The organism is Subsaximicrobium wynnwilliamsii (genome assembly GCF_007997225.1).
In the GTDB taxonomy this organism is placed as follows: Bacteria; Bacteroidota; Bacteroidia; order Flavobacteriales; family Flavobacteriaceae; genus Psychroserpens; species Psychroserpens wynnwilliamsii.
The window spans coordinates 203,301-227,269 of the sequence record NZ_VORM01000001.1; the positions used below are offsets into that span (position 1 = coordinate 203,301).

Below are 23,969 nucleotides of genomic sequence, written 5' to 3' on the forward strand. Positions count from 1 at the left end.
TTTGGTAGTTGGTAAAGTCCTATTTTAAACAGTTCTTTGCTTTTTGCCTTACCCGTATTTCTAAATCTTGGAATAGGGCCTTTCCAAAAGAAAGGTAGTTGAGGACACCTCAGCACGAAGTGTTGCGGAATTTAGTTTAAAAATATGAGCTTAGTTCGACTAAATATAAAAGGGATATCATACAGCCAGACTCAAAACGGCGCCTATGCCCTTATTCTAAATGAAATGGATGGCGACCGCAAATTGCCAATCGTTATTGGTGCGTTTGAAGCCCAATCCATTGCCATTGCGCTAGAAAAGGAAATTAGACCCCCACGCCCACTTACCCACGATTTATTCAAGAATTTTGCCGATCGTTACGATATTACCGTAAAACAGGTCATCATTCATAAATTGGTAGATGGCGTCTTTTATTCCAGCCTCATTTGTGAGCGCGACAAAATCGAGGAAATCATAGATGCTAGAACCAGTGATGCCATTGCATTGGCCTTACGTTTTAAAGCACCGATCTTTACCTATAAGAATATTCTAGATAAAGCTGGCATTTACCTCAAGGTCAACCCGAATAAGGAAACTGAGGAACAGGATTCCATTCTGGTAGACGATATGGTGGTCGAGGAAATTGAGACCAGCATAAAAGATAGCTATAAAGACAAGTCCCTAAAAGAACTCAATACCTTATTGGATGAAGCGGTCGCAAACGAAGACTACGAAAAGGCTGCCAAAATAAGAGACGAGATTTCCAAACGATAATACTTTTTTTCTCATGAAACGAGCGTGTTCAAAATTTTATCACCCAACGGAATGATCAGTAGCGAACAACCCCTGCCTGCCGGTAAGCAGTTGTGTCCATGAAAAACAATAAATACAAACACATGAAACATTTTTTACTGGCTGTTACAGCTATTTTTTTTGCAATCAATTTGAACTTTGCGCAAGAATTGGAAAAAAAATGGCAGATTGAAGCGGTAAAAAACGATGCAGGTGTCAATCTATATGATATTGACAGCAGCGATGAGTTCCAGCTAAAAAACGGCAATTTCAATTACGACATCAAATCGGCCGATAGCTTAGGCGAATTTAGCGGCAATTACCTCTTTCAGAATACATTATTGGTGCTCTACTACGACACACCAACAGAAAAGACCGAACGCTTCAACATTTCAGAATTAACAGATTCCACGCTTGTTTTTGCGAATAAGGAAATGAGTTTTAGTTTTAAAACGCCTTCAAAAAGCAGTGCTCCTTTAATGGCAGACGGCGTCAACGAAGGTATTGTGCCAAGTCAGGGCTTTTCACTGGGAAGTCTGTGGCGCGGGCTTTTGGGCATGGTATCGCTTATTTTCATCGCTTTTTTATTCAGCAGCAATCGCAAAGCCATCAACTGGAAAACGGTTGGGATTGGCTTGGCATTTCAACTCATCATCGCGGTTGGCGTTTTAAAGGTGGAATTTATAAAAAGCGCTTTTGAAGTCGTAGGCAAAGGTTTTATTGCCATTTTAGGTTTTACCCAAGCCGGAAGTGAATTTCTGTTTGGTGGCATCCTCAACGTGAATTCCTTTGGTTACATCTTTGCTTTCCAGGTCCTTCCAACGATTATCTTCTTTTCAGCATTGACATCGGTGTTGTTTTATTTAGGCGTCATTCAAAAAGTGGTCAAAGGGATGGGCTGGTTGTTGTCTAGGGTCTTGGGTATTTCTGGAGCTGAAAGTCTAAGTGTCGCGGGAAATATCTTTTTAGGCCAAACCGAAGCTCCGCTGCTCATCAAGGCCTATTTGGAAAAAATGAACAAGTCGGAAATCCTATTGGTCATGATTGGTGGGATGGCGACCGTTGCAGGTGCGGTGTTGGCAGCATACATAGGCTTTTTAGGCGGCGAGGACGAAGCCCTACAGTTATTCTACGCCAAGCACCTCTTGGCAGCATCGGTCATGGCTGCTCCTGGGGCGATTGTGATTTCAAAAATATTATACCCACAAACTGAGCCCGTAGATACCGACGTACACGTGTCTCAAGAAAAAATAGGCTCCAACATTTTAGAAGCCATCGCCAATGGAACTACGGAAGGCTTAAAACTTGCGGTCAACGTTGGTGCGATGCTATTGGTATTTGTTGCCTTCATCGCCATGTTTAACGGGATCATTGGTGGGATCGCAAGTTTTGACGGATTCACAATTGGCGTTCTCAACATCGATTGGCACTTTACCTCACTCAATCAGGTCATCGCTGATAACACGCCTTACGATTCCCTGTCCTTGGAATTTATTTTGGGTTATCTCTTTGCGCCTTTGATGTGGCTCATTGGCATCGCTCGCGAGGATATGGCACTCATGGGACAGTTGTTGGGCATTAAATTGGCAGCCAGCGAATTTATTGGTTACATCCAATTATCAGACCTTAAGAACGTCGCCAACCCCATTCATTTAAAATACGAAAAATCGGTTATCATGGCCACTTACATGCTCTGTGGCTTTGCAAATTTTGCATCCATTGGGATCCAGATTGGTGGTATTGGCTCCTTGGCTCCAGGCCAGCGTAAGACACTTTCCAAGTTTGGAATGAAAGCCTTGATTGGCGGCACAATTGCTTCCTTGATTTCGGCTACTATTGCAGGGATGATCATTGGGTAACCCATTCCTGCGCACCTGTCTGCCATTTGGTAGAGGCAGGAATCTCATGATGCTAAAGTTCAAATTTCAAATCAATAACCTCGGAGCAAGCCCACAGGTATGAATTGAAAGATGTTCTTCGTATTTCGAGGCAAGCCTCGGGGAATAAAACCCTCTGGAGGAATTAAAATCAGGAATAAGATCTATCTTACCATTCAAATAACGATAAGGTCAAGACCCATGTGAAAACATTCTCGTTGATAACTTTTGATATTTTTCGTTACACATTAAAGCGTCTATTCGCCATTTTCTTTACATTCGTTTTCAATGATCTATAAATAAATTATAATATAAAACAGTTTCTTCCCTTTGGGAAGACGGAAAATGCACATGAAGCAATACCACGATTTAGTAAAACACGTCTTAGAAAACGGAACCCAAAAAGGAGACCGCACCGGCACTGGTACCAAGAGTGTATTTGGATACCAAATGCGCTTTGATTTGAGCGAAGGTTTCCCGATGGTTACCACCAAAAAACTACATTTAAAATCCATTGTTTACGAATTGTTGTGGTTTTTGAAAGGAGATACCAATATCAACTACCTCACTGAAAATGGAGTTCGCATTTGGAATGCTTGGGCAGACAAGAACGGCGACTTGGGTCCGGTTTACGGTCAGCAATGGCGCAATTGGAACAGCGACGAGATCGACCAAATCAAGGAAGTGATAGATACCCTAAAAACCAATCCCAATAGCAGACGCATGCTGGTTTCTGCCTGGAATCCTTCCGTGTTACCCGATACTTCAAAATCTTTTGACGAGAATGTCGCCAATGGCAAAGCAGCTTTACCGCCCTGCCATGCGTTTTTTCAGTTTTATGTGTCCCCTCCTGACCAATCCAAAGGAGAAAAGAAAGCAAAACTTTCGTTGCAATTGTACCAACGTAGTGCCGATATCTTTTTAGGCGTGCCTTTCAACATTGCCTCCTATGCTTTGTTCAGCATGATGGTGGCGCAAGTTTGTGGTTATGAAGCCGGCGAGTTCATCCATACTTTTGGCGATGCCCACATTTACAGCAATCATATAGAACAAATGGAACTGCAAATATCCAGAGACCCTAAACCACTTCCTAAAATGCTCATCAATCCTGAAATAAAGGACATCTTCGATTTTAAATTTGAAGATTTCAGTTTGGAAAACTATGATCCACATCCGCATATTAAGGGGAAGGTTGCTGTTTGAAGTTTCAATTGAACACGCATCATCAATCAACACTACTTACTATTATTTGATTTAGTACGTAATACTCCTTTTTTCAAGGCTGAAAATTAGCTCATGCTAAATTTATAAAATGGAGCATTCATGTTCCCTTTAGAGCGAGAACAATCAAAAATTCGATGGCCTGACGAAATTTTCAATGCTTACGATTATAAACCGCCATACAAAAATATAATTATGAAAAATCTACTTGTTCTGTTTATCCTGTTTTCGGGAGTTAAATTTTTTGCCCAGGAAAATACGCTCCATTCAAATCCAAAAGAAGACATTCAGATTACTGGCGAGACTGTCCCTGTTTATAAAGGCTGCGAAAACAACACCTCCAATAAGGATTTGAAACAATGCATGTCTAATGAAATCAGTCGGCATTTTCAAAGAAATTTCAGGACCTCAAGACCACCAATTTCTAAATTAAAAAAAGGAACCTACACTATTAAAGTGATCTTCAAAATTGATAAAGAAGGAAAAATAACATCAGAGAGGGCGAAAGCTAAAACTTCTGATTTGGAAAAGGAAGCTTTGAGAGTGGTTGCACTCATTCCGCAAATGGTACCAGGCAAAAGAAATGGCAAACCAACTGTGGTGCCTTATTTCGTTCCTATAAATATTCAAATTGGCGGCAACTAGTTGGCGTCTAGTAAACAGGCTTGAACGCTGATGCGTGAAGATACTTGTTGGTAGATAAGCAATGCATAAGCCCATTTTTTATGGCAAGTTGCATCTTCAGACCAGGTTCTTAAAATCAATCAGCTCGGGGCATAAAAGCCTCTGGAGGGATTTAAAACCCAAACCCTTTCGAAGAAAATACAAAAAAAATAGCCCCAAAAAAAGGGGCTTTAATTTCTTAAATGAGTAGAATCCTTAGAGATTCAAAACGCTGTTTTCCGCTCCAGCGAAATCGTTCCAGGCCAAAGCATCTGCTTGCTCATCGTTGGTAAAGGTACCGTCAACCAAATAGCGAAACTCGTAGGACTTGTCTTTTTCCAAATTAACAGCACCTCTAAAAGAACCGTCTTTTAATTTTTTCAATTTAACAGCCTTTTGCTCGTCCCAGTCGTTGAAACTTCCTAATACAGATACAGTTTTAGCACCTTCTGTAGGAACCGTGAATGTTACCTTACAAACAGGCTTGCTTTTTAGGTATTGTTTTGTAATTGCCATAATATATAATGAATTAATTTCTTCACAAATGTATAAAAGAAAGCCTCAAAACCAAATGATTAAGGCTTCTGAAATGGTATATTTGCGATTTTACCACTTTTAGCATCTTCTAACTATTGATTAATCTGAAAATTTTTGACATTATTGGGAAATCCGCAAGAAAACAATTAAAGCTTAGCGATTGATTGTCAAAAACTTAAGCACTACAAGGTTTTCGTATTTTTAAATTTTTCCAGTAAAGCATCTATTATAGCGTTTGCGCAAAAAATCAGTAACTTTACCTCGACTAAATGACCATACCATGTTCGGAAAAAAGAAACCCATTCCCCAGATAGATAAAACGCAACTCGCGCTGATTAAAAATGCGGAAAGACGCATCAAACAGAAAAAGCGACTTTACATTCATTTTGTGATTTTCTTGATTGGATCTGTACTACTTATTGTCGCTAACACGGTGCTTAATATTGGCCAAGAATTTAAAATTTTTGGTCTCGATTGGTTTGTCATTGCCATCATTGTATGGTTTGTGCTTTTTATTTACCATTTCATAAGTGTTTTTATCATCAATAAATTTATGGGTAGGGATTGGGAAGACCAACAACGCGATCTTTTGGTGGCGAAACAAGAGGAACGTATTGAAAAGCTGAAACAAGAGTATTTGGCCAAAGAAAGCAAGGTTGCAAAATCCCAAGCCTTTGATGCATCTGCAAAATCAAGTGCGCCATTTCAAAAAAAAAAATCTGAGCTAACACTCATCGCAGCGGCCGGCGAAGATAATGGCATCGGCAAAGATGGCGACCTCATTTGGCATCTTGGCGATGATCTAAAACGCTTTAAAAATTTAACCAGTGGGCACTGCATCATTATGGGGCGCAAAACCTTTGAAAGTTTTAAAAACCCTTTGCCCAATCGTACGCATATTGTGATTACCAGACAGGATAATTACGCCGTACCTTCTGGTGTGATTGTGGTGCATAATCTCGATGATGCTCTAGATGCCGCTCGAAAAGATGCCCAGCCCTTCATTATTGGTGGCGGTGAGATTTACCGACAAGCAATAGGCATGGCCGATAAAATCGAACTCACGCGCGTACACGGAAACTTCCCTACTGCCGATACGTTTTTTCCTGAAATTGACGGCTTTATCTGGAAAGAAACCCATCGCAAGGAACATTCTAAAGACAACACGCATAACTACGCTTTTAGCTTTTTGACCTATGAGCGTAAGTAATAGCAGCCTGTTTAGGCTTAATTTCCCATCATGATAAAAGCATTACAATTACGCATCACGCTTGAGGAAGAAAAGCAATCCAATATTTTGCTAAGCAAAGCTTCCCAGAACCTCAACCTGAAACTTAGTGATATTTCCGCAGTAAAAGTGCTTCGGAAATCCATCGACGCGCGTAAAAAACAAATCATGCTCAATTATAAGGTCGAGGTTTATATCAATGAACCCGCACCTGAAAATTCGGCCTATACTTTTGATTACAAAGATGTTTCTGCAGCCAAACCCATTCACATCATTGGTTTTGGGCCCGCTGGCATGTGGGCCGCCTTACGTTGTATTGAGTTGGGCTTCAAGCCCATTGTTTTGGAACGTGGCAAGAATGTGCAAGATAGACGTCGCGACTTAAAAGCCATCAACCAGGATCACGAGGTCAACGAAGATTCCAATTACTGCTTTGGCGAGGGTGGCGCTGGCACTTATAGCGATGGCAAATTGTACACCCGAAGCTTGAAACGTGGCGATGTGCGCAAGATTTTTGAAAACTTGGTCTATCATGGCGCGACCGATCAAATTTTGGTCGATGCCCATCCACATATCGGCACCAATAAATTACCTAAAGTGGTGCAAAATATTCGTGAGACCATTTTAAATCATGGCGGCGAGATCCATTTTGAAACGCGAGTGGTTGATTTTGGTATTAAAAACAAACACATCAACAGCTTGACACTCCACAACGGAGATGAGTTGGCGGTTGACAAAGTCATTTTGGCAACTGGGCATTCCGCACGGGACATGTTCTACCTGTTGCAAGCAAAAAATATTGAGTTGAAGGCAAAATCCTTTGCGATGGGCGTTCGTGTGGAACATCCACAGCAAATTATCGATGGCATCCAATACCATTGCAAAGGCGAAAATCGCGACGAACTTTTGCCCGCCGCGTCCTACAGTTTGGTAGAGCAAGTGCGCGATCGTGGCGTGTATTCCTTTTGCATGTGCCCTGGCGGATTTATAGTTCCCGCTGCCACCGCAAATGGCGAGGTCGTGGTCAATGGCATGTCGCCTTCTAAACGGAACAACGCATTTGCCAATTCTGGGATTGTGGTGGAAATCAATGCGGAAAAGGACCTCTACAAATACGAACAGTTTGGAGCGTTGAAAGGCTTGGAATACCAAAAAGATTTAGAACGTCTCGCTTTTACGGCCGGTGGAAGAAACCAAACAGCACCCGCACAACGTCTTACCGATTTTGTGGAAGGTAAATTGTCGGCCGATTTGAATCCCACGTCATACCAGCCGGGCCTGAATTCCGCCCCCTTACATTCGCTGCTACCCAAATTGATTGGTGGTTCTCTGCGGAAGGGTTTTAAGGCTTTCGGCGAAAAAATGCATGGGTATTATACTGCCGAAGCCAACGTTATTGGCGTAGAATCCCGAACCTCCTCGCCTGTGAATATTCCGCGAAATGAAAACCTCGCACACCCGGAAATCGAAAATCTGTTTCCCTGTGGCGAAGGTGGCGGGTACGCTGGCGGCATCGTTTCCGCTGCAATGGACGGCGAACGTTGTGCAGAAGCGGCCTGTGAGATGGGATAGGACTTCGAAAAAAACGAATTTGAATTTGAACTTGAAATTGAAATTGAACCTGAAGTTGAAATTGATGCCGGTAGCTTTCGGGAGAAGATGAAGACGATCCCGATAACTATCGGGACGAAGATGAAGATGAAGATGAAGATGAAGATGAAGATGATCCCGATAACTATCGGGAGAAGACGAAGATGATCCCGATAACTATCGGGAGAAGATGAAGATGAAGATGAAGATGAAGATGAATAATATCTAAAGTTCAAAGTCCTCTGTTGCATTATGGATCAAGGTTTAAAGTTTAATCTCATGAAAATAACAAATGGCAAGGGTGTCAAAAGTCCCCTTTGAGGATTTAGTGGAGAGTTTAAGGTGGTAAATCTAGCAGCCAACTCAACAACTTCGCAACTCAACAACTTCACGATAAGAAATGACTGAAAAAGAAAAAATGATCGCTGGTGAGCTATACCGTCCCAAAGATGCGCAACTTGTGGACGAGCGTCAAGAGGCGAAATTGCTGTTTCAGCAATTCAATGCGATGGACGAAAGCCAAAAGGAAGTCCGCAATCAATTGCTCTATGATTTGTTTGGCAAGGCCGAAGAACATCTTTGGATTGAACCACCGTTTTATTGTGATTATGGTTACAATATCAAAATCGGCAAGCATGTATTCATCAATTACAATTGCTGCATCCTTGATGGCACATTGGTTAAAATAGGCGACAATTGCATGTTTGGGCCCAATGTGCAAATTTATACCGCCACGCATCCCTTAGAATATGAAGCGAGAAATAGCGGACAAGAATTCGCCAAACCCATTAGTATTGGCAACAATGTTTGGATTGGAGGCAATGCCACCATCTGTCCCGGCGTTACTTTAGGCGATAATGTTGTAGTTGGTGCTGGGGCCGTAGTCACTAAAGATTTCCCGGAAAATGTGGTCATTGCTGGCAATCCTGCCAAGGTGATTAATAGAATCGCTAATTAATTGCTATTTTTACAGCCTAATAGGATCACAGTACATAAAACAACTGGTTTTTCTCAGAAAGACCATTATAAAGATAACACATGAACGCATACATTTTCCCTGGTCAAGGTGCCCAATTCACAGGAATGGGACTTTACCTTTACGAGAACTCCCACTTAGCCCAAGATCTGTTCGAAAAAGCAAATTCCATTTTAGGATTCCATATTACCGATATCATGTTTGAAGGTACTGCTGAAGCTCTTAAAGAAACCAAAGTGACCCAGCCTGCTATATTTTTGCATTCGGTCATCTTGGCGAAAACTTTGGGTGGCACATTTATGCCCGATATGGTAGCCGGTCATTCTTTAGGTGAATTCTCTGCTTTGGTTGCCAACGGAACCTTGACCTTTGAAGACGGTCTCAAGCTCGTCTCCCAACGCGCGCAAGCGATGCAAAAAGCCTGTGAGGCACAACCAAGCACTATGGCCGCGGTTTTGGGATTGGAAGATGCCATTGTTGAAAAAATATGTGCTCAAACCGAAGGGCTTGTAGTACCCGCAAATTATAATTGCCCCGGCCAACTGGTCATCTCTGGAGAAGTTGCGGCCATTGAAAGGGCCTGTGAGGCCTTGAAAAATGCAGGTGCCCGTCGCGCCATGATCCTGCCTGTTGGCGGTGCGTTTCACTCGCCTTTGATGGAGCCTGCTCGTGAGGAATTGGCTGCAGCTATTGAAAACACTACGTTCAGCAAGCCTAATTGTCCCATCTATCAAAATGTGACGGCTTATGAGGTTACTGATGCGAACAGTATCAAAAAAAATCTGATGTCACAACTTACAGCTCCTGTAAAATGGACCCAGTCCATACAACAAATGGTTGCAGATGGTGCCACGCATTTTGTTGAAGTTGGCCCAGGAAATGTATTACAAGGTTTAGTGAAAAAAATCCATAAAGCTGCTGAAACTTCTTCGGCTAATTTATAAAGCAACGCATAGATTTATGAAGTTATCTAGAACCCTAAGAATTGTCTTGCTCATTGTGTTCAATATTGCCATTGATCAAATCTCAAAATTCATGGTTAGAGCAAGCATTGATCCAGGCGAGCGCATTAAAGTGGTTGGCGACACCTTTTTAATGATGAATGTTGAAAACGAAGGCGCTTTTTTAGGAATGGGATCTGATATGAACCCAACCCTCAAGTTGCTGTTTTTACTCATTTTGCCAATCGCGGTCTTAAGCTACCTTTTGTATTACATCCTAAGCAATAAAGCCTTAGATAAGGTAAGTGTGTTTGCACTGAGTTGCATTGCAGGTGGGGGGATTGCCAATATTTACGACCGTATTGTGTATGGATCGGTTACTGATTTCTTTTATCTGGATTTTGGTGGGGTGTTTCATACCGGAATTTTCAACGTCGCAGATATGTCGGTTACCTTTGGAATGATTGTGCTATTTTACAGCAGTTTCTTTCTCAACAAGAATGCATCAAAGGCATAACCACATAAAAAAAACCTCAAGCTTGAGGTTTTTTTTATTTATAAATTTTGCGACAATCAAGTTATTTTGACAATTTGCATTCTTCGCAATCCTTGACTTTTCCGTAGTAAGTCTCCCTGTATTTGTGGAGGGTGGCAAACGGAATACTTAAAAAATGTTTCTTAATGTAAGTTACATTTGTTGTAAAGGCTCCCATTTTTTTGGTAAAACGTCCTTCCGTCTTCGTGAATCTTTTAATACCTATCAGTTTCATTGGTTTTCAGTTATCATTAGCTACAAAGAAACGATTTTTTTACTTAAATAGCAATTTTAATTAGTTAACTGGTTGTTAACCATGGTATTAAATGCGATTTTATAGATTAATATCCGTATTTATTAACATATTTACAATCATAGCGTGTCTCCTTTAGGGATTATTCAATTGCATTCTTGTGAATTTTACCAGCTTTCATCACAAAAACCACGTTTTCCATGGTTGAAATGTTTTGGGTTGGATCCTCGTTTACTGCTACGATATCGGCTATAAAACCTTCCTTTATTTGCCCTAACTCCTGCTCCATTTTGAGCAACATCGCATTGGTAATTGTAGCGCTTTGAATCGTTTCCATGGCTGGCATTCCTGCTTCAACCATATAGCCAAATTCTTTTCCGTTTTCGCCATGGGTAAATACCGCAGCATCGGTTCCAAAGGCGATCCCGACCCCTTTTTTGTAGGCGCTTCCAAAAGTATCCTGAATTTTAGGACCGATGTCCAAAGCCTTGGGAACGATGACCTCTGGGTAATAACCAGGAATCTTGGCTTTTTCGCTTACCGATTTTCCCGCAGTGATCGTGGGTACTAAATACACATCGTACTGTTTCATGAGTTCCATAGTTTCATCGCTCATCAAAGTACCGTGCTCAATGGTCTTCACGCCCCCTTTAATGGCGCGTTGCATGCCTTCATCGCCATGTGCATGCGCTGCAACGTGAAAGCCATAATCTTTGGCCGTCTCGCAAATGGCCTTGATTTCTTCAAGCGTAAATTGCGGGTTCTGACCGCTCTTGGCCATGCTGAGCACACCACCAGTAGCGGTAATCTTTATCAAATCGGCTCCATTCTTATAACGTTGCCTAACTGCCTTACGCGCATCGTCCACTCCATTTACCACACCTTCCTTTGGCCCGGGGTCGCCCATAAGCACTCGTTTGCTTCCGTTGGTTGGGTCGGCATGACCGCCTGTTGTTGCCAACGCTTTTTCCGCAGTGAAAATTCGTGGTCCATCCACTGTGCCAGCGGCAATCGCATTTCTCAAAGCCACATTAACGCCTGTGCCGCCCAAATCACGTACCGTTGTAAAACCACTCATCAACGTGACGATGGCATAATGTGCCGCCTTGAATGCCTTGTCGGCCTCATTTAGCGTGTAAGTCTCCAAGTAGGCTTTGGGATTGGTCTCGCTTTCAATGTGCACATGCAAGTCTATTAAGCCAGGCATCGCGGTTTTCATCTTGAGATCAACCACTTCATCTTGTTCTGATTTTGGTTGCACATATCCATTTTCGACGGAAGTGATTCTACCATCTGAGACAATGATCGTTTTTTCAGTTAAAACCTTACCCGTCTTGGTGTCTATTAACTTTCCGCAGTGCAAATAAGTACTCTGTCCAGTTACTGAGACACTCAATAAAAGGATTAAAATTTGAAGTGATTTTTTCATTGTGATGATATTATAGATTTCTAATCTTTTGCTCCCAGTCCCAAGCAGAACGCATGGCATCATCCAAGCTTGACTTTGCTTTCCAGCCTAAATCATTATTGGCTTTTTTGGTATTGGCATAAGCAGAAATGACATCCCCTTCACGTCTTGAGACAAACTTATAGTTGAGATGTTTTCCCGAGACCCGTTCAAAAGATTCAATGACCTCCAATACCGTGCTGCCTACTCCTGTGCCCACATTGAAGGTTTCAAAGTTAGCATCGTTATTCTTGTTAATCAATCGTTTAAGTGCGATAACATGCGCTTTTGCCAAATCAACCACATGGATGTAATCTCTTACACATGTGCCGTCGGAAGTTGGATAGTCCTTCCCATAAACCGAAAGGCAATCCCTTAAGCCTGCCCCCGTTTGAGTGATGAATGGCACCAAATTTTGTGGCACGCCAATAGGCAATTCTCCAATTTTTGCGCTGGGATGCGCACCAATGGGATTAAAATAACGCAGCGCAATCGCATTGAGTTTCTCAGTCACTTTACAGGTGTCGGCAATGATTTCCTCTCCAATTTGTTTGGTGTTTCCGTAAGGGGATTCGGCTGGTTTTACTGGAGCGCTTTCAGTAATAGGCATTTCATCAGCCTGACCATATACGGTGCAGGACGAACTGAAAATCAAATTCGAAGCGTCCAAATTCAATAGTTCCTGTAACACATAAACCAAGGTATTGATGTTGTTTTCGTAGTATAGCAATGGGTTATTAACACTTTCACCCACCGCTTTACTGGCTGCAAAATGGATGACACCCGCAATATCATGATGCTTTTCAAAAAAGCTGTGCAGTGCATTTTTATCTTTCATATCCAATTTCTCAAAAATTGGAGTGGTATTGGTTATGCTAGCAATGCCATCTAAAACCGCTTCTGATGAATTGGAAAGGTCATCTATAATGACCACTTCAAAACCTTCATTTTGAAGTTCCACCACAGTATGGGACCCAATAAAACCGAGGCCACCTGTAACTAATATTTTTTTCATGATGTGTTAAGCGTTTATAAAATTCTTAAGCGTGGCCGCAATAAATGCAATTTGCTCATCGTCCAACTCCGTGTGCATGGGCAGGGAAATCACTTCAGCAATCAAGCGGTTGGTCACCGTAAAATCTGATTCGATGTAGCGCGAATCTGTATAGGCTTTTTGCAGGTGCAAGGGAATTGGATAATAAACGCCACAAGGGATGCCATTTTCATTCAAATGTTTGACCAAGGCATCGCGCTTACCATTGAGAATGCGCAAGGTATATTGATGAAACACGTGGCAGTCACAGGTATCGCAAATGCCAGAGCACACGTCTCTGCCCGTTGGGATTACGATGTGTTCTTCATTTTTAAAAGCCTTATTATAAGCTCTCGCTGCGTTTTGACGTTTCTTGTTATAGGTGTCTAAATGTTTCAGTTTGATATCCAAAATAGCGGCCTGTATCGAATCCAATCGTGAATTCACGCCCACCACATCGTGATGGTAGCGCTCGTACATGCCATGATTGACAATGCCTCTTATGATATGCGCCAAATCATCATCGTTGGTAAAAATCGCACCGCCGTCACCATAACATCCTAAATTTTTCGACGGAAAAAAAGAGGTAGAGGCCACATGACCAATCGTTCCCGATTTCGACTTTTTACCGTTGCTCCAGGTATAATCTGCACCAATGCCTTGGGCGTTGTCTTCAATCACAAATAGATTGTGCTCTTTGGCAATGGCCATAATCGCTTCCATATTGGCGCACATCCCAAAAAGATGCACAGGCACAATGGCTTTGGTCTTTGGCGTGATTGCTTTTTTGATGGCATCAATATCGATATTGAAAGTGACTTCATCCACATCAACCAGAACCGGTGTTAACTGCAACAGCGCTATGACCTCAACCGTCGCAGCGAAAGTGAAATCGGCCGTGATGACCTCATCGCCTGGTTTTAGGCCGAGTCCCATCATGGCGATTTGCAATGCATCGGTACCATTGGCACAAGGAATGACATGTTTGACGCCCAAATAGGCTTCCAGATTTTTTTGAAATTGATGAACCTTAGGTCCGTTGATATAGGCGGTGGAATCCAAGACTTCTAAAACCGAAGCGTCCACGTCTTCCTTTATCTTGCTATATTGACCTTTGAGGTCAACCATTTGAATTGTTTTCATACCAGACGAAATTACGAAAATCATTGTCATTTAACAATGAAATTATTTGAAAGTACTGTATTTTCGCAGGACACTAAGACGCTGTGGCTTGTACACTTTTGGAATCTACATATTTCGATTCATTTTAAAATCACTTTCCTTTTTCAATGAAAAAATCAAAAAAGGGGTGGTTGGAAGACGAGACACGTTTGCAATTTTAGAAGCTGCTATTTCTAAAACCGACCAAACGCTTTGGTTTCACTGTGCCTCTTTGGGCGAATATGAACAAGGGCTGCCGGTGTTTGAATTGCTGCGGAAGGATTTTCCAGATCACAAAATTGTACTCAGTTTTTTTTCCCCTTCCGGCTATGAGATTCGTAAAAACAGCGCCATTGCCGATGTTGTGGTTTACCTGCCCATAGACACCCCCGTAAATGCCAAACGTTTTATGGATTTGGTGCGCCCCTCGCTCAGTATTTTTGTGAAATATGACATTTGGCCCAACTATTTAAAGGCCTTAAAAAAGGACCATCGCAGCGCGGTTTTGATTTCAGCAAGATTCAGAAAAAAGCAGATTTATTTTCAATTTTACGGCAGCGTGCTTCGGAAGGCACTATTTGCCTTTGAACATATTTTCGTTCAGGATGAACAGTCCAAGCAATTGCTGAAAGCGATCAACTATAATCAGGTTAGCATTTCCGGCGACACACGTTATGACCGGGTTTCCAATCAATTGCAAATTAACAATCAATTGGATTTTATTGCAGCATTTAAGGCTCAAAGCACTTGTGTGGTCATTGGCAGTTCTTGGCCAGAAGACGAAGCTGTTCTGCTTCCGTATATCAACGACAATGCTTCCGAAGCCTTAAAATTCATCATCGCCCCACATGAGATAAAGAAAAATCACATCCGTGACATTCTCAAGAACCTAAAAGTCAAAACACTACTGTTTTCAGAAAAGGAAGGGAAAAACCTTTCAGAATACTCCGTATTGATCATCGACAGCATTGGCTTACTCACTAAAATTTACAGTTATGCCGATCTGGCTTATGTGGGCGGTGCGATGGGCAAGACTGGCTTACACAACATTTTGGAACCCGCGGTGTTTGGTACACCAATCATCATTGGCCATAATCACACAAAATTTCCAGAAGCGGCTGCCATGATTGCTGAAGCCGCTGTGACTTCAGTAAAAAATAAGCATGACCTCAAAACGGTATTGGACCGCTTTTTAAGTTCAAAACCTGTAATGGCTTCGGAAGGCAAAAAGAATGCCCATTACATTGAAGCACACAGTGGCGCTGTGGAACAGATTATGGCATACCTGCGACTAGAGGGCAGATGAAAAGGGAAAACTTTCAAATTCCAAATACCAAATTCCAACCCTGAATTTTGAACCTTGAATTTTGAACCTTGAATTTTGAATTTTGAACCCTAAAGAAGCTGTTAATAAATGTTAATTTTTATTATTTAAATCGCGAAGAAGTGATTACTTTCGCGGCATAAAACAACCTAAAATTACAATGATGAAAAAATTAGTTTTAAATAGCGCTTTGGCTTTGGCACTTTTGGTATCTGTTAGCTCTTGCAGAGAAACTGAAGAAAGTAACGACAATGCTGCAGATGCTGTTGAAAATAGTGCAGAAAACGCAGCAGAAGCTACCGAAGGTGCTTTAGAATCGGCTGGAAAAGCGATTGACAATGCAGTCAATGAAACTAAAGAAGCTGGAGAGGCTGTAGGAGAGGCTGTTGATTCTCTTGACAAACAAGATGACAACAAATAATCCATAAGAATTCTATTGTTAAGAAGCTCGGTACGTTGTATCGGGCTTTTTTTATATATGGGTTTTTACATATCCTCACGTTTGACCAGAGCACCCAAGACGAGTCTAAACTCCTGATTTATTTAGCTATGGAAATGACTGTTGCAGCAAAAACCTTACAAATTCACGGCAGGCTAAAATCAAAATTTATATATTTATTCTTCCCTTAATAGTCTTTAATAGCAAATTTCATTTTAATTAAACATGAAACTATGCTTAAAAAAACGCTTTTTTTTACGAACAAATGTGCCATTATCGTGTCTTCTAATCTTTAATCAAACCACTACCTGGGTGGTACCAAGCGTTGTTCGAGTGTTAAAAATCCTTTATTCTTAATAGCTGTAATATGTTTGCCAACAGCAGATTCATTTATACTTAAAGCTTCAGCTATTTCAGTATAAGTAATAGCAGTATTGTTTGCAATAAGTTTGAGAACTTCTTTTTGTCTTTTAGTCAGAGCATCAGTTGTATCGATTGCACCACCCGTTGCACCACCTCTTACACCACCTTCTTTGTCATCTGCTTTAACAGTAGGTTCATCAGTAACTTCATTAGCAATAAGAGTCATTCTAAGAAAGTTATCTGAAAAACTAAAGCTTTCTTTGCCATAGTGTTCCAAAATACGAGGAATACCAGAACCCAACTGCTCTACCAGTTCCAAATCTTTAAAAATTCGCATCAGTTCCTTGCTTCGTGGAACTGAAAAGCCCTCGAAAAATTCTTGTTTGCTCAATCCTTCCGGCAAACCACCTGCCGATGTGATTTCAATTCTGTCGGTAAAGATATTCGCAAAGCCCAAAAGCTCAAAAACAAACTTCAAATTAATTGATCAAGACATGAAGGACGATGTAGCTTGGGTAAAATACTCCACAGCCTATGATAAGACTCCTGGAGTCTTTAAGCTTGTGAAGTTGGATGGGAGATGGAAGGTTACTGTTAGAACGCCAAGGGAGCTGGCTCCATTTTAGATTCCAACAAATCATTGTACAACTTACACCTTAATTAGTATTTATAATCTTAAACTTTATTAAATTTATAAACTAAATAACTATGTGATATTCTTAAATGGCATTTACACACTTCACTGTAAAAAACTCATTGTCCGATAAGACAAAGCTTTTTTTATTGAACATTGAATTATGTTCTTTTAGCGTATTCTTACTCTAATATTTCATAAACTTTTAAGCATCTAATAAATCATAACCTGCCTTTCATCAAATTTATTTACTCTTACTTTGCTTATTTCAAATTGTTCATTATATTTGAATGTTCATTGTCACTGAACAACGTAAAATAATGAACACAAAGTGTTATGTACCGTAATAATGACTTTATCTACGAAGCTACTTCTAAACTAGAAGAACTTATCAATATCCCTATACAAATAGATAGTAATAAGGACAATTATCATGCGCTCCTAACTATAGGCAATGCGCAATTCTTGGTAGAAACAAAGTCTGCAATTAGAACATCTAATCAAGGCTTTATTTTATCTCAATTGGAAGAAATTAAAAATAATAATAGCAGACCTATTATTTTAATCGCCGAATATATTTCTAAAAAAGCAACGGAAGAGCTTAAAAAACGTGGTTTTAACTATATAGATGTCGCTGGCAATGCCTTTATAAAATATAAATATTTAGCCATTTTTGTTGAAGGTCAAAAAAATAATAAAAAGGATAAAACCAACCAATCACGAGCTTTTCAAGAAACAGGACTGAAAATTATTTTTCATTTATTAAATAAACCTGAACACCTTCAAGATTCTTATAGAAGAATAGCTGAACAAAGCAATGTTTCTGTTGGATCAGTAAGTAATGTAATGGCAGAGCTAGAAGAGCTAAACTATCTTCTAAAAACAAACAATAAGCGAATTCTCAAAAATAAGACAGAACTATTAGAACGCTGGGTGGTCGATTTCAATGCTACACTAAGACCTAGAATCTTAAGAAAGCGTATGCGGTTTATAGATCCAGATCATCAAAAAAAATGGCGAGATATAAATTTACATTCTGAAAACGGTTCAATTCTTTGGGGAGGTGAGCCTGGTGGCGCACTTTTGACAGATAATTTAAGACCCGAGCAATTTACCGTTTTTACAGATTTAGAACTTTCTCAAGTAGCAAGTAAGTTACACTTGGCACCAAGTGAAGATGGCAACCTTGAAATCCTCCAAAAATTCTGGAAGAATAATTTAAACAACAATCAAGTGGTACCATCACTTTTAATATATGCAGATTTAATTAACAGCGGTTTTGGTAGAAATATCGAAACTGCTAAAAAAATACTAGAGAATGAGCTACAACATATCTAGTGCAAATTTCTCACACCCCTTATTGAAGCCGATTCTTTTGGAACTTACCGCATACTGCAAAGAAGCCGGCATTTCTTTTTTTGTCATAGGCGCAACGGCTAGAGACATTATGATGGAAATGCATAATGCAACGTCTGGCCGCTTAACGTATGATTTAGATATTGCAATCACGGTTAATGACTGGGAGCAATGGAAAAAAGTAGAGGAAGAAATAACGAATCTCAAAAATTTCAAGAAAGATCCAAATCAAAAACAACGCTTCTTATATCGTGAAAAATTTCCACTAGATATTGTGCCATTGGGTGACATAATGAAAACCAATCACAAAATATTCTGGCCTCCTAATGAAGAACTGGCAATGTCTGTTCTAGGATTTACCGCTGCCGGTGAATCCGCGCTAAAAGTAAAAATCGACAATGAAACCGAAATCAAAATCGCCTCCCTCACTGGCATTTTCATATTAAAAATAATTGCTTGGAAAGACCGAAACCAGACTAACAATAAGGATGCAGATGATATTGGGTTTATTCTAGGAAATTATTTATCCATTCACGAAGAAAGAGCTGCCACCACCTATTATGAAGAAGTATATGCAGCCGAACCATTTAAAAGCACCACAGCAGGTGCGGTTCTGTTAGGAAAGGACATCAATGATCTACTTAAAAACCATCAAGAAACAATAGCACCAATTTTAGAAATCCTAAATGAAGCACTAAACAACAAAGAGGAAAGTAAACTCATTAACCAAATTATTGAAACACATAAATCCCTGAACTATGAAGAAGTGCTGCAAAGCATTCAAAACATAGTTGATGGGCTAAGGCAAAAATAGCAACTTCCCTATTAGATCCTTTACTTTCAATTCTCCTTCCTAACTACTCCACTCCCAAACTACCCTTCGATCCTAAGCATTTCAACAACAAACGCAATTTAAATTCAATTCAATTCAGATAATGCTAGAGCCATGTCACCCCAGAATTGATTTTTAATCCTTATATCATAGGTTTCAATTTGAATCTTAGTAGAATTTATTCTAAAATAATCTTTCTCATCAAGACAGCCTATCCCTAATTTTTTTAGCTCCAGACTCCCGTAACAACAATTTCAAATCAAACGCATAATTAATCTTCAAGGGAATTTGTTTTACTCTTCGGAACTGTTAAGCGTAAAAGAGGCTGTCGAAACAAATTTTAATGCAAGAAAGATGCAAATCCGGCTGTCGGAAGAGATTGACCTAAAACTCAACATTGCGGACGCAAAAATCCTTATGGCAGTTCATAATGCTATAGCACTCAACTTTGATGGTATTTATTCCATAGACCGTCAGGGAGCTTTTAAAAAGTAGATACAGAAAACTAATATGTATCGGAATAAGCAGTTTTATAGAAGGCTGAGATTGGGTAAGGTTGCATACGTTTGAATCATCCTATTCTTAAAACTTGGATGGAGTTTATTCAATATCACTTTTAATGGGATATTCTCAACCGTGAAAGAATTTAATCTCCAGGCTTATGCTTATGAGGTTTTAGTTCAGGATGCTTTTGTTTGCTTGGTGGAGTTACTCTCCTCCTCTTATCTGGAGTGCCATCTTCTTTTTTTTGGCTTAGGTCCGGGCTTAATTGCTTTAATCGAAATCATAGTTGTTATTGTTTAATTCTTGAATATATTTATCACATACTATCCCTTTTGTAAGCATCAAATCCTAATTACCCAAAGATTTAGAAATTACGTATTGAACACTTTTGGAATCACTAGAGTCTTGCTTACAGAAAATACAAATCATAATTAAAAGAGAGAAGTCTGAGTTTCTATATTTGGCGTAAATGTGCCTATAATCATAAAAGGGTTTTTAGATCGATAATGAAAAGCTTTTGTAGTTCCTAAATACAGATACAAATCTCTTTTAAGTGCAAAATAATCGAAATATTTTTCTTTTACTTTTTGAACAGCGATTGCTTCATTACCTTCAGCAGCTGCCAATGTATTTCTGTATAATTGTCCAATCTCCCAATCTTCAATCATCATAGTACTAGAAACACCATTTTCATCTTCAATCACATATGAAAACTTATATGGTAGTTTTTCTACAACTTCAAACGGTAATTCTTCCATTTCAAAAAGGTTACCTTGGTCATTAAGAGCTTTTTGTTGATCAATCTTTTTTTTATCCCATTCCGAGGATACTTTTTCAATTTTGAAGTCTAATACTTTTGTTGGTTTAAAAACTGCAAGTGAGGTGCAGATTTCTTTGTCATGTGCTTCGTCAATAAGTGCTTTTATGTCCTTATGAACATTCTTGAGGGCAATTTGCTTCCGCTTATACCAGTTTCCTTTGGTGTCAATAGTATCTAATAGAGTTATAGGTGTATCGATGGTAGCTGGTCTAAAACTTTCCGGTCTAAAATCTTTATTGTTTTTAACTATATCTAGTTCAATCCATTGATACTTCTTATACTTTTCATCGTACTTGAGTTTTCTAAAAGGAATTGGGTAGAGTCTCATCCAAGTTCCATCTTCAAGAAATCCTGCAGTACAGACTAACTCTCCATATCTAGCTGAAAGTGAAGGATAGGTCTTTACTGTTATAAGCACTTTTGTAATCGCCATTCATTAAATGTGTTGTAATTTATATTTAAATGTAGGCAATCTTTTTATTTTTTCAGCTAAATGCGTTCTATGACACTGGCAAGTATCCGCTTCAAAACAAGTGAGTGCTATTCTTTTATGTTTTTTTAACAGCCTCAATATATAATCTTGACTCTCTATTGTTTCTTCAAGTACTGTTTTATTGTAGTCATCGAATAAGATATCGTAATCCTTTTGAGTATTCAATTCCCTTCTTTTGCTTGAATCAATACCAACCTCTGGAATATGCAGATATTCAATACCTAAATTATTACAGAAACTGCTTAATAGCTTTTTACTAAAACCATACTTTTGACTTAGTGGATTTCTCCTAACATCTACCAAGAGCTTTACATCATTCCTTATTAATCTATTAAGATACTCCTCTAAGGATATACCTTCATACCCAAGAGTAAATAATATGGTTTCCTCAGTTTTAGGTTTAGCTTCTTGAACAAGTAGATAATATTTTTCAGGCAAAATATCACTTGCGATGGTACTATTAATAGCGTGATAAGGAAAATTTAAATAAGTATGCTTAGTTATTTGTTCAGTATTCATTTTCCCATAAAGTGAGATTGTATCATCAACAATTTTTTTATCGTCTGAACGCAGCTCATTGTAATATTTATTTTCAGTTTTTAACTCATAACCTCTTTCAGAAATTGTAATCCAATCTCTTTTTATCATTGCTTGTAAATCTGCTTTTAAAGAGTATGAATAACACCCAAAGCGATAAGGAACAAAATCGTAATTAGGATTTTTTTGCTTTTTAGTTAATAAAAAAACTAATTTTTGAAGACGTGTCTTTTCAAGACCGTTTTCAAAATTCTCTAATAAAGCAAACACCAATTTTCTTCTATAAAACATTCTACAAAATTATCAATTAAAAGTGCCATCTAACAATTTTTATCGGGTTATCCATCACTATCTGTTATAACCACTCTGCTTATTAGCAGATATAAAAACTATTATCCCCTCGCACATCTGCCACTTATGCCCACAATCCGTGATGACCTTTACCCAAAAATCATCCTTTTTGGAAAAATGAGAAAATTATGTTTACATACCGCTGGGAACGTTCATTCGAATTGTTTGTGAAAAAAATACTGCGTAATTATAAGGCAATGAAGGATGACGATCAAATGGTTGATGCTGGAAAAGCGATTGACAATGCAGTCAATGAAACTAAAGAAGCTGGTAAGGCTGTAGGAGAAGCTGTTGATTCTCTTGACAAACAAGATGACAACAAATAATCCATAAGGATTCTATTGTTAAGAAGCTCGGTACGTTGTATCGGGCTTTTTTTATATATGGGTTTTTACATATCCTCACGTTTGACCAGAGCACCCAAGACGAGTCTAAACTCCTGATTTATTTAGCTATGGAGATGACTGTTGCAGCAAAAACCTTACAAATTCACGGCAGGTTAAAATCAAAATTTATATATTTATTCTTCCCTTAATAGTCTTTAATAGCAAATTTCATTTTAATTAAACATGAAACTATGCTTAAAAAAACGCTTTTTTTCACGAACAAATGTGCCATTACCACCGCCCATGAGCAGCTAGTCATTATTGCAAATAACAAAGAAAGAACCATACCCATTGAAGACATTGGTTACGTTGTTATTGACCATAACGAAGCTTATATAAGCATGCCAGCCCTCAATAAATTGATCCATAACAATTGTGCCTGTATCATCTGTGACGACAAGCATTTGCCAAATGGCATGTTGCTCAATCTCAATAGCCATCACGTGCAGCAAGAACTCTTCAAGCATCAAATAGAAGCAAGTGTGCCATTAAAAAAGCAACTTTGGCAGCAAACCATAAAAGAAAAGATTAGGAATCAAGGTATTCTACTCGAACAGATAACCGCCAAAAACAATAAGTTTGAGTACTTGGAAAGCAAGGTTTTGAGTGGCGATACCACAAATATGGAAGCGGTTGCCGCTAATTTTTATTGGAAATCTTTTTTTGAAATCGATTTCAAAAGAGAGCGCTTTGGCAATTACCCCAATAATTTTCTCAATTACGGCTACGCCATATTGAGAGCCGCCACCGCAAGAGCCTTATCTGGAAGCGGCTTGTTAAATACTTTGGGCATACACCATAAGAGCAAATACAATGCTTTCGCCCTAGCCGATGACATCATGGAGCCCTTTAGGCCCGCTGTAGATGAAATTGTAAACTTTATCATGCAAAATTATGATGAGCAAGAACTCACTACTGAGATAAAATCTGAATTACTCCAAGTACTTACAAGAACCGTTTATTTCAAAACCGAGAAAAGCCCACTCATGGTAGGGCTGCAAAAAACAGCAAGCTCCTTGCAACAGTGTTATACCGGCGAGCGGAAAAAAATCAAATATCCAAAATTATGGAACTAAACGCCTATAGAATTATGTGGTTATTTGTATTTTTTGATTTACCTACCAACACAGCTAAAGACCGACGCAACGCTGCTGGCTTTAGAAAAAACCTCCTGAAGGACGGTTTCACCATGATGCAATACTCGGTGTACATGCGGCATTGCGCAAGCAGTGAAAGTGCCGATGTGCATGAGAAACGCATCAAACGTTTACTGCCGCCTTTGGGAAAGGTTAGCGTTCTCAGGATTACCGACAAACAATTTGGCAATATCATGAACTTTTGGGGCAGGTCCGAAGTGCCAAACGAGCCACAACCCTCACAACTGGAACTGTTTTAAAACAAAAAAACGCTTCAATCTTGCCTTATCACTGCAAGAAAGAAGCGTTTTTTTAAACGATATTTCACTTTAAATGCATGACTACCAGAAGGCAAGAGGCCAACTAATATCGTGTCTTCTAATCTTTAATCAAACCACAACAAGGCACCGACACAATTAAAAACTCACATGAATATCGTGTCTTCTAATCTTTAATCAAACCACAACGCCGGGCTTGGCCGCGATCATCCGTTGCTAATATCGTGTCTTCTAATCTTTAATCAAACCACAACGCATCAAAGTAGTGTGCTTTGTACGTATT

At 39.5% G+C, this 23,969-nt stretch carries 23 protein-coding genes, 1 pseudogene and 1 CRISPR repeat array (1 of these 25 only partly in view); of the genes and pseudogenes, 16 read left to right on the plus strand and 8 right to left on the minus strand.

Going from position 1 to position 23,969, the window contains the following annotated elements; genetic code table 11:
• The first annotated feature begins 144 nt into the window (after window positions 1-144).
• The 4 genes from ESY88_RS00845 (at window position 145) to ESY88_RS00860 (ending at window position 4,514) form a co-directional block, all read left to right on the plus strand.
• Window positions 145-753, plus strand: a complete 609-nt coding sequence (locus ESY88_RS00845) for a bifunctional nuclease family protein (protein ID WP_147084958.1) — start codon at window positions 145-147, stop codon at window positions 751-753.
• A gap of 122 nt (window positions 754-875) precedes the next feature.
• Complete coding sequence (locus ESY88_RS00850; protein ID WP_147084959.1) at window positions 876-2,630, plus strand: nucleoside transporter C-terminal domain-containing protein; 1,755 nt, start codon at window positions 876-878, stop codon at window positions 2,628-2,630.
• A gap of 369 nt (window positions 2,631-2,999) precedes the next feature.
• Complete coding sequence (locus tag ESY88_RS00855) at window positions 3,000-3,851, plus strand: thymidylate synthase (protein WP_147085067.1); 852 nt, start codon at window positions 3,000-3,002, stop codon at window positions 3,849-3,851.
• A gap of 213 nt (window positions 3,852-4,064) precedes the next feature.
• Complete coding sequence (locus tag ESY88_RS00860; protein ID WP_189702479.1) at window positions 4,065-4,514, plus strand: energy transducer TonB; 450 nt, start codon at window positions 4,065-4,067, stop codon at window positions 4,512-4,514.
• A gap of 234 nt (window positions 4,515-4,748) precedes the next feature.
• Here the strand turns inward: ESY88_RS00860 and ESY88_RS00865 are convergent, their stop codons facing one another.
• Window positions 4,749-5,048: an isoamylase early set domain-containing protein gene (locus tag ESY88_RS00865; RefSeq protein ID WP_147084961.1), complete on the minus strand. Its 300-nt coding sequence runs from the start codon at window positions 5,046-5,048 to the stop codon at window positions 4,749-4,751.
• A 301-nt stretch (window positions 5,049-5,349) separates the two neighbouring features.
• Between ESY88_RS00865 and ESY88_RS00870 the strand changes: the two genes are divergently transcribed.
• From ESY88_RS00870 to lspA, 5 genes are all read left to right on the plus strand, one after another.
• Window positions 5,350-6,279 (plus strand): dihydrofolate reductase, encoded by a 930-nt coding sequence (locus tag ESY88_RS00870; RefSeq protein WP_147084962.1) that lies wholly within the window; start codon window positions 5,350-5,352, stop codon window positions 6,277-6,279.
• 30 nt (window positions 6,280-6,309) lie between these two features.
• A complete protein-coding gene (locus ESY88_RS00875) occupies window positions 6,310-7,869 on the plus strand; it encodes an NAD(P)/FAD-dependent oxidoreductase (protein WP_147084963.1) in 1,560 nt (519 codons plus the stop codon).
• Window positions 7,870-8,287: 418 nt separating this feature from the next.
• Window positions 8,288-8,845 carry a sugar O-acetyltransferase gene (locus ESY88_RS00880; protein ID WP_147084964.1) on the plus strand — a complete coding sequence of 186 codons (558 nt, stop codon included), beginning with the start codon at window positions 8,288-8,290 and terminating at the stop codon, window positions 8,843-8,845.
• A gap of 80 nt (window positions 8,846-8,925) precedes the next feature.
• Entirely contained in the window at window positions 8,926-9,807 is an 882-nt protein-coding gene (gene fabD / locus ESY88_RS00885; protein WP_147084965.1) for an ACP S-malonyltransferase, read from the plus strand.
• A 16-nt stretch (window positions 9,808-9,823) separates the two neighbouring features.
• Window positions 9,824-10,321 (plus strand): signal peptidase II, encoded by a 498-nt coding sequence (gene lspA / locus ESY88_RS00890; RefSeq protein WP_147084966.1) that lies wholly within the window; start codon window positions 9,824-9,826, stop codon window positions 10,319-10,321.
• Between the two features lie 61 nt (window positions 10,322-10,382).
• Here the strand turns inward: lspA and ESY88_RS00895 are convergent, their stop codons facing one another.
• The 4 genes from ESY88_RS00895 to ESY88_RS00910 form a co-directional block, all read right to left on the minus strand.
• Window positions 10,383-10,574, minus strand: a complete 192-nt coding sequence (locus ESY88_RS00895; RefSeq protein ID WP_147084967.1) for a hypothetical protein — start codon at window positions 10,572-10,574, stop codon at window positions 10,383-10,385.
• Window positions 10,575-10,734: 160 nt separating this feature from the next.
• A complete protein-coding gene (locus ESY88_RS00900) occupies window positions 10,735-12,021 on the minus strand; it encodes a metal-dependent hydrolase family protein (protein WP_147084968.1) in 1,287 nt (428 codons plus the stop codon).
• A gap of 10 nt (window positions 12,022-12,031) precedes the next feature.
• Window positions 12,032-13,054 carry a UDP-glucose 4-epimerase GalE gene (gene galE, locus ESY88_RS00905; RefSeq protein ID WP_147084969.1) on the minus strand — a complete coding sequence of 341 codons (1,023 nt, stop codon included), beginning with the start codon at window positions 13,052-13,054 and terminating at the stop codon, window positions 12,032-12,034.
• A 6-nt stretch (window positions 13,055-13,060) separates the two neighbouring features.
• On the minus strand, window positions 13,061-14,215 hold the full coding sequence (locus ESY88_RS00910) for a DegT/DnrJ/EryC1/StrS family aminotransferase (protein ID WP_147084970.1): 1,155 nt from the start codon (window positions 14,213-14,215) through the stop codon (window positions 13,061-13,063).
• 88 nt (window positions 14,216-14,303) lie between these two features.
• Between ESY88_RS00910 and ESY88_RS00915 the strand changes: the two genes are divergently transcribed.
• Complete coding sequence (locus ESY88_RS00915; RefSeq protein WP_147084971.1) at window positions 14,304-15,539, plus strand: 3-deoxy-D-manno-octulosonic acid transferase; 1,236 nt, start codon at window positions 14,304-14,306, stop codon at window positions 15,537-15,539.
• A 181-nt stretch (window positions 15,540-15,720) separates the two neighbouring features.
• Window positions 15,721-15,978 (plus strand): hypothetical protein, encoded by a 258-nt coding sequence (locus ESY88_RS00920; RefSeq protein WP_189702480.1) that lies wholly within the window; start codon window positions 15,721-15,723, stop codon window positions 15,976-15,978.
• A 322-nt stretch (window positions 15,979-16,300) separates the two neighbouring features.
• On the opposite strand, the pseudogene ESY88_RS00925 reads toward ESY88_RS00920, so the two are convergent.
• A pseudogene (locus ESY88_RS00925) lies at window positions 16,301-16,801 on the minus strand (ATP-binding protein); the annotation flags it as partial.
• A gap of 528 nt (window positions 16,802-17,329) precedes the next feature.
• On the opposite strand from ESY88_RS00925, the gene ESY88_RS00930 reads away from it, so the two are divergent.
• Complete coding sequence (locus ESY88_RS00930; protein ID WP_147084973.1) at window positions 17,330-18,331, plus strand: type IV toxin-antitoxin system AbiEi family antitoxin; 1,002 nt, start codon at window positions 17,330-17,332, stop codon at window positions 18,329-18,331.
• Window positions 18,332-18,368: 37 nt separating this feature from the next.
• The gene (locus tag ESY88_RS00935; protein ID WP_223270675.1) at window positions 18,369-19,163 is read left to right on the plus strand and encodes a nucleotidyl transferase AbiEii/AbiGii toxin family protein; all 795 of its coding nucleotides are present in this window, start codon (window positions 18,369-18,371) and stop codon (window positions 19,161-19,163) included.
• A 953-nt stretch (window positions 19,164-20,116) separates the two neighbouring features.
• On the opposite strand, the gene ESY88_RS00940 is transcribed toward ESY88_RS00935, so the two are convergent.
• Window positions 20,117-20,938, minus strand: coding sequence for a hypothetical protein (locus tag ESY88_RS00940; protein WP_147084975.1), 822 nt, complete (start codon window positions 20,936-20,938; stop codon window positions 20,117-20,119).
• 3 nt (window positions 20,939-20,941) lie between these two features.
• Window positions 20,942-21,826, minus strand: a complete 885-nt coding sequence (locus ESY88_RS00945; protein WP_147084976.1) for a DUF488 domain-containing protein — start codon at window positions 21,824-21,826, stop codon at window positions 20,942-20,944.
• Window positions 21,827-22,014: 188 nt separating this feature from the next.
• On the opposite strand from ESY88_RS00945, the gene ESY88_RS00950 reads away from it, so the two are divergent.
• From ESY88_RS00950 to cas2, 3 genes are all read left to right on the plus strand, one after another.
• Entirely contained in the window at window positions 22,015-22,212 is a 198-nt protein-coding gene (locus ESY88_RS00950) for a hypothetical protein (RefSeq protein ID WP_147084977.1), read from the plus strand.
• Between the two features lie 251 nt (window positions 22,213-22,463).
• Entirely contained in the window at window positions 22,464-23,348 is an 885-nt protein-coding gene (gene cas1 / locus ESY88_RS00955; protein WP_147084978.1) for a type II CRISPR-associated endonuclease Cas1, read from the plus strand.
• On the plus strand, window positions 23,339-23,668 hold the full coding sequence (gene cas2 / locus ESY88_RS00960; RefSeq protein ID WP_147084979.1) for a CRISPR-associated endonuclease Cas2: 330 nt from the start codon (window positions 23,339-23,341) through the stop codon (window positions 23,666-23,668). The genes cas1 and cas2 overlap by 10 nt, the downstream gene beginning before the upstream one ends.
• A gap of 105 nt (window positions 23,669-23,773) precedes the next feature.
• A CRISPR array of direct repeats spans window positions 23,774-23,969; the repeat unit is 36 nt; unit sequence AATATCGTGTCTTCTAATCTTTAATCAAACCACAAC (it continues 4,512 nt past the right edge of the window).

Coding starts and splice junctions, on each gene's coding strand:
- ESY88_RS00900 (WP_147084968.1), bottom strand. CDS start 12,021: ATGAAAAAATCACTTCAAATTTTAATCCTTTTATTGAGTGTCTCAGTA.
- ESY88_RS00930 (WP_147084973.1), top strand. CDS start 17,330: ATGTACCGTAATAATGACTTTATCTACGAAGCTACTTCTAAACTAGAA.
- fabD (WP_147084965.1), top strand. CDS start 8,926: ATGAACGCATACATTTTCCCTGGTCAAGGTGCCCAATTCACAGGAATG.
- ESY88_RS00865 (WP_147084961.1), bottom strand. CDS start 5,048: ATGGCAATTACAAAACAATACCTAAAAAGCAAGCCTGTTTGTAAGGTA.
- ESY88_RS00870 (WP_147084962.1), top strand. CDS start 5,350: ATGTTCGGAAAAAAGAAACCCATTCCCCAGATAGATAAAACGCAACTC.
- ESY88_RS00850 (WP_147084959.1), top strand. CDS start 876: ATGAAACATTTTTTACTGGCTGTTACAGCTATTTTTTTTGCAATCAAT.
- ESY88_RS00895 (WP_147084967.1), bottom strand. CDS start 10,574: ATGAAACTGATAGGTATTAAAAGATTCACGAAGACGGAAGGACGTTTT.
- ESY88_RS00875 (WP_147084963.1), top strand. CDS start 6,310: ATGATAAAAGCATTACAATTACGCATCACGCTTGAGGAAGAAAAGCAA.
- ESY88_RS00845 (WP_147084958.1), top strand. CDS start 145: ATGAGCTTAGTTCGACTAAATATAAAAGGGATATCATACAGCCAGACT.
- cas1 (WP_147084978.1), top strand. CDS start 22,464: ATGCTTAAAAAAACGCTTTTTTTCACGAACAAATGTGCCATTACCACC.
- ESY88_RS00855 (WP_147085067.1), top strand. CDS start 3,000: ATGAAGCAATACCACGATTTAGTAAAACACGTCTTAGAAAACGGAACC.
- ESY88_RS00940 (WP_147084975.1), bottom strand. CDS start 20,938: ATGGCGATTACAAAAGTGCTTATAACAGTAAAGACCTATCCTTCACTT.
- ESY88_RS00920 (WP_189702480.1), top strand. CDS start 15,721: ATGAAAAAATTAGTTTTAAATAGCGCTTTGGCTTTGGCACTTTTGGTA.
- ESY88_RS00910 (WP_147084970.1), bottom strand. CDS start 14,215: ATGAAAACAATTCAAATGGTTGACCTCAAAGGTCAATATAGCAAGATA.
- ESY88_RS00860 (WP_189702479.1), top strand. CDS start 4,065: ATGAAAAATCTACTTGTTCTGTTTATCCTGTTTTCGGGAGTTAAATTT.
- ESY88_RS00880 (WP_147084964.1), top strand. CDS start 8,288: ATGACTGAAAAAGAAAAAATGATCGCTGGTGAGCTATACCGTCCCAAA.
- cas2 (WP_147084979.1), top strand. CDS start 23,339: ATGGAACTAAACGCCTATAGAATTATGTGGTTATTTGTATTTTTTGAT.
- ESY88_RS00945 (WP_147084976.1), bottom strand. CDS start 21,826: ATGTTTTATAGAAGAAAATTGGTGTTTGCTTTATTAGAGAATTTTGAA.
- lspA (WP_147084966.1), top strand. CDS start 9,824: ATGAAGTTATCTAGAACCCTAAGAATTGTCTTGCTCATTGTGTTCAAT.
- ESY88_RS00950 (WP_147084977.1), top strand. CDS start 22,015: ATGTTTACATACCGCTGGGAACGTTCATTCGAATTGTTTGTGAAAAAA.
- galE (WP_147084969.1), bottom strand. CDS start 13,054: ATGAAAAAAATATTAGTTACAGGTGGCCTCGGTTTTATTGGGTCCCAT.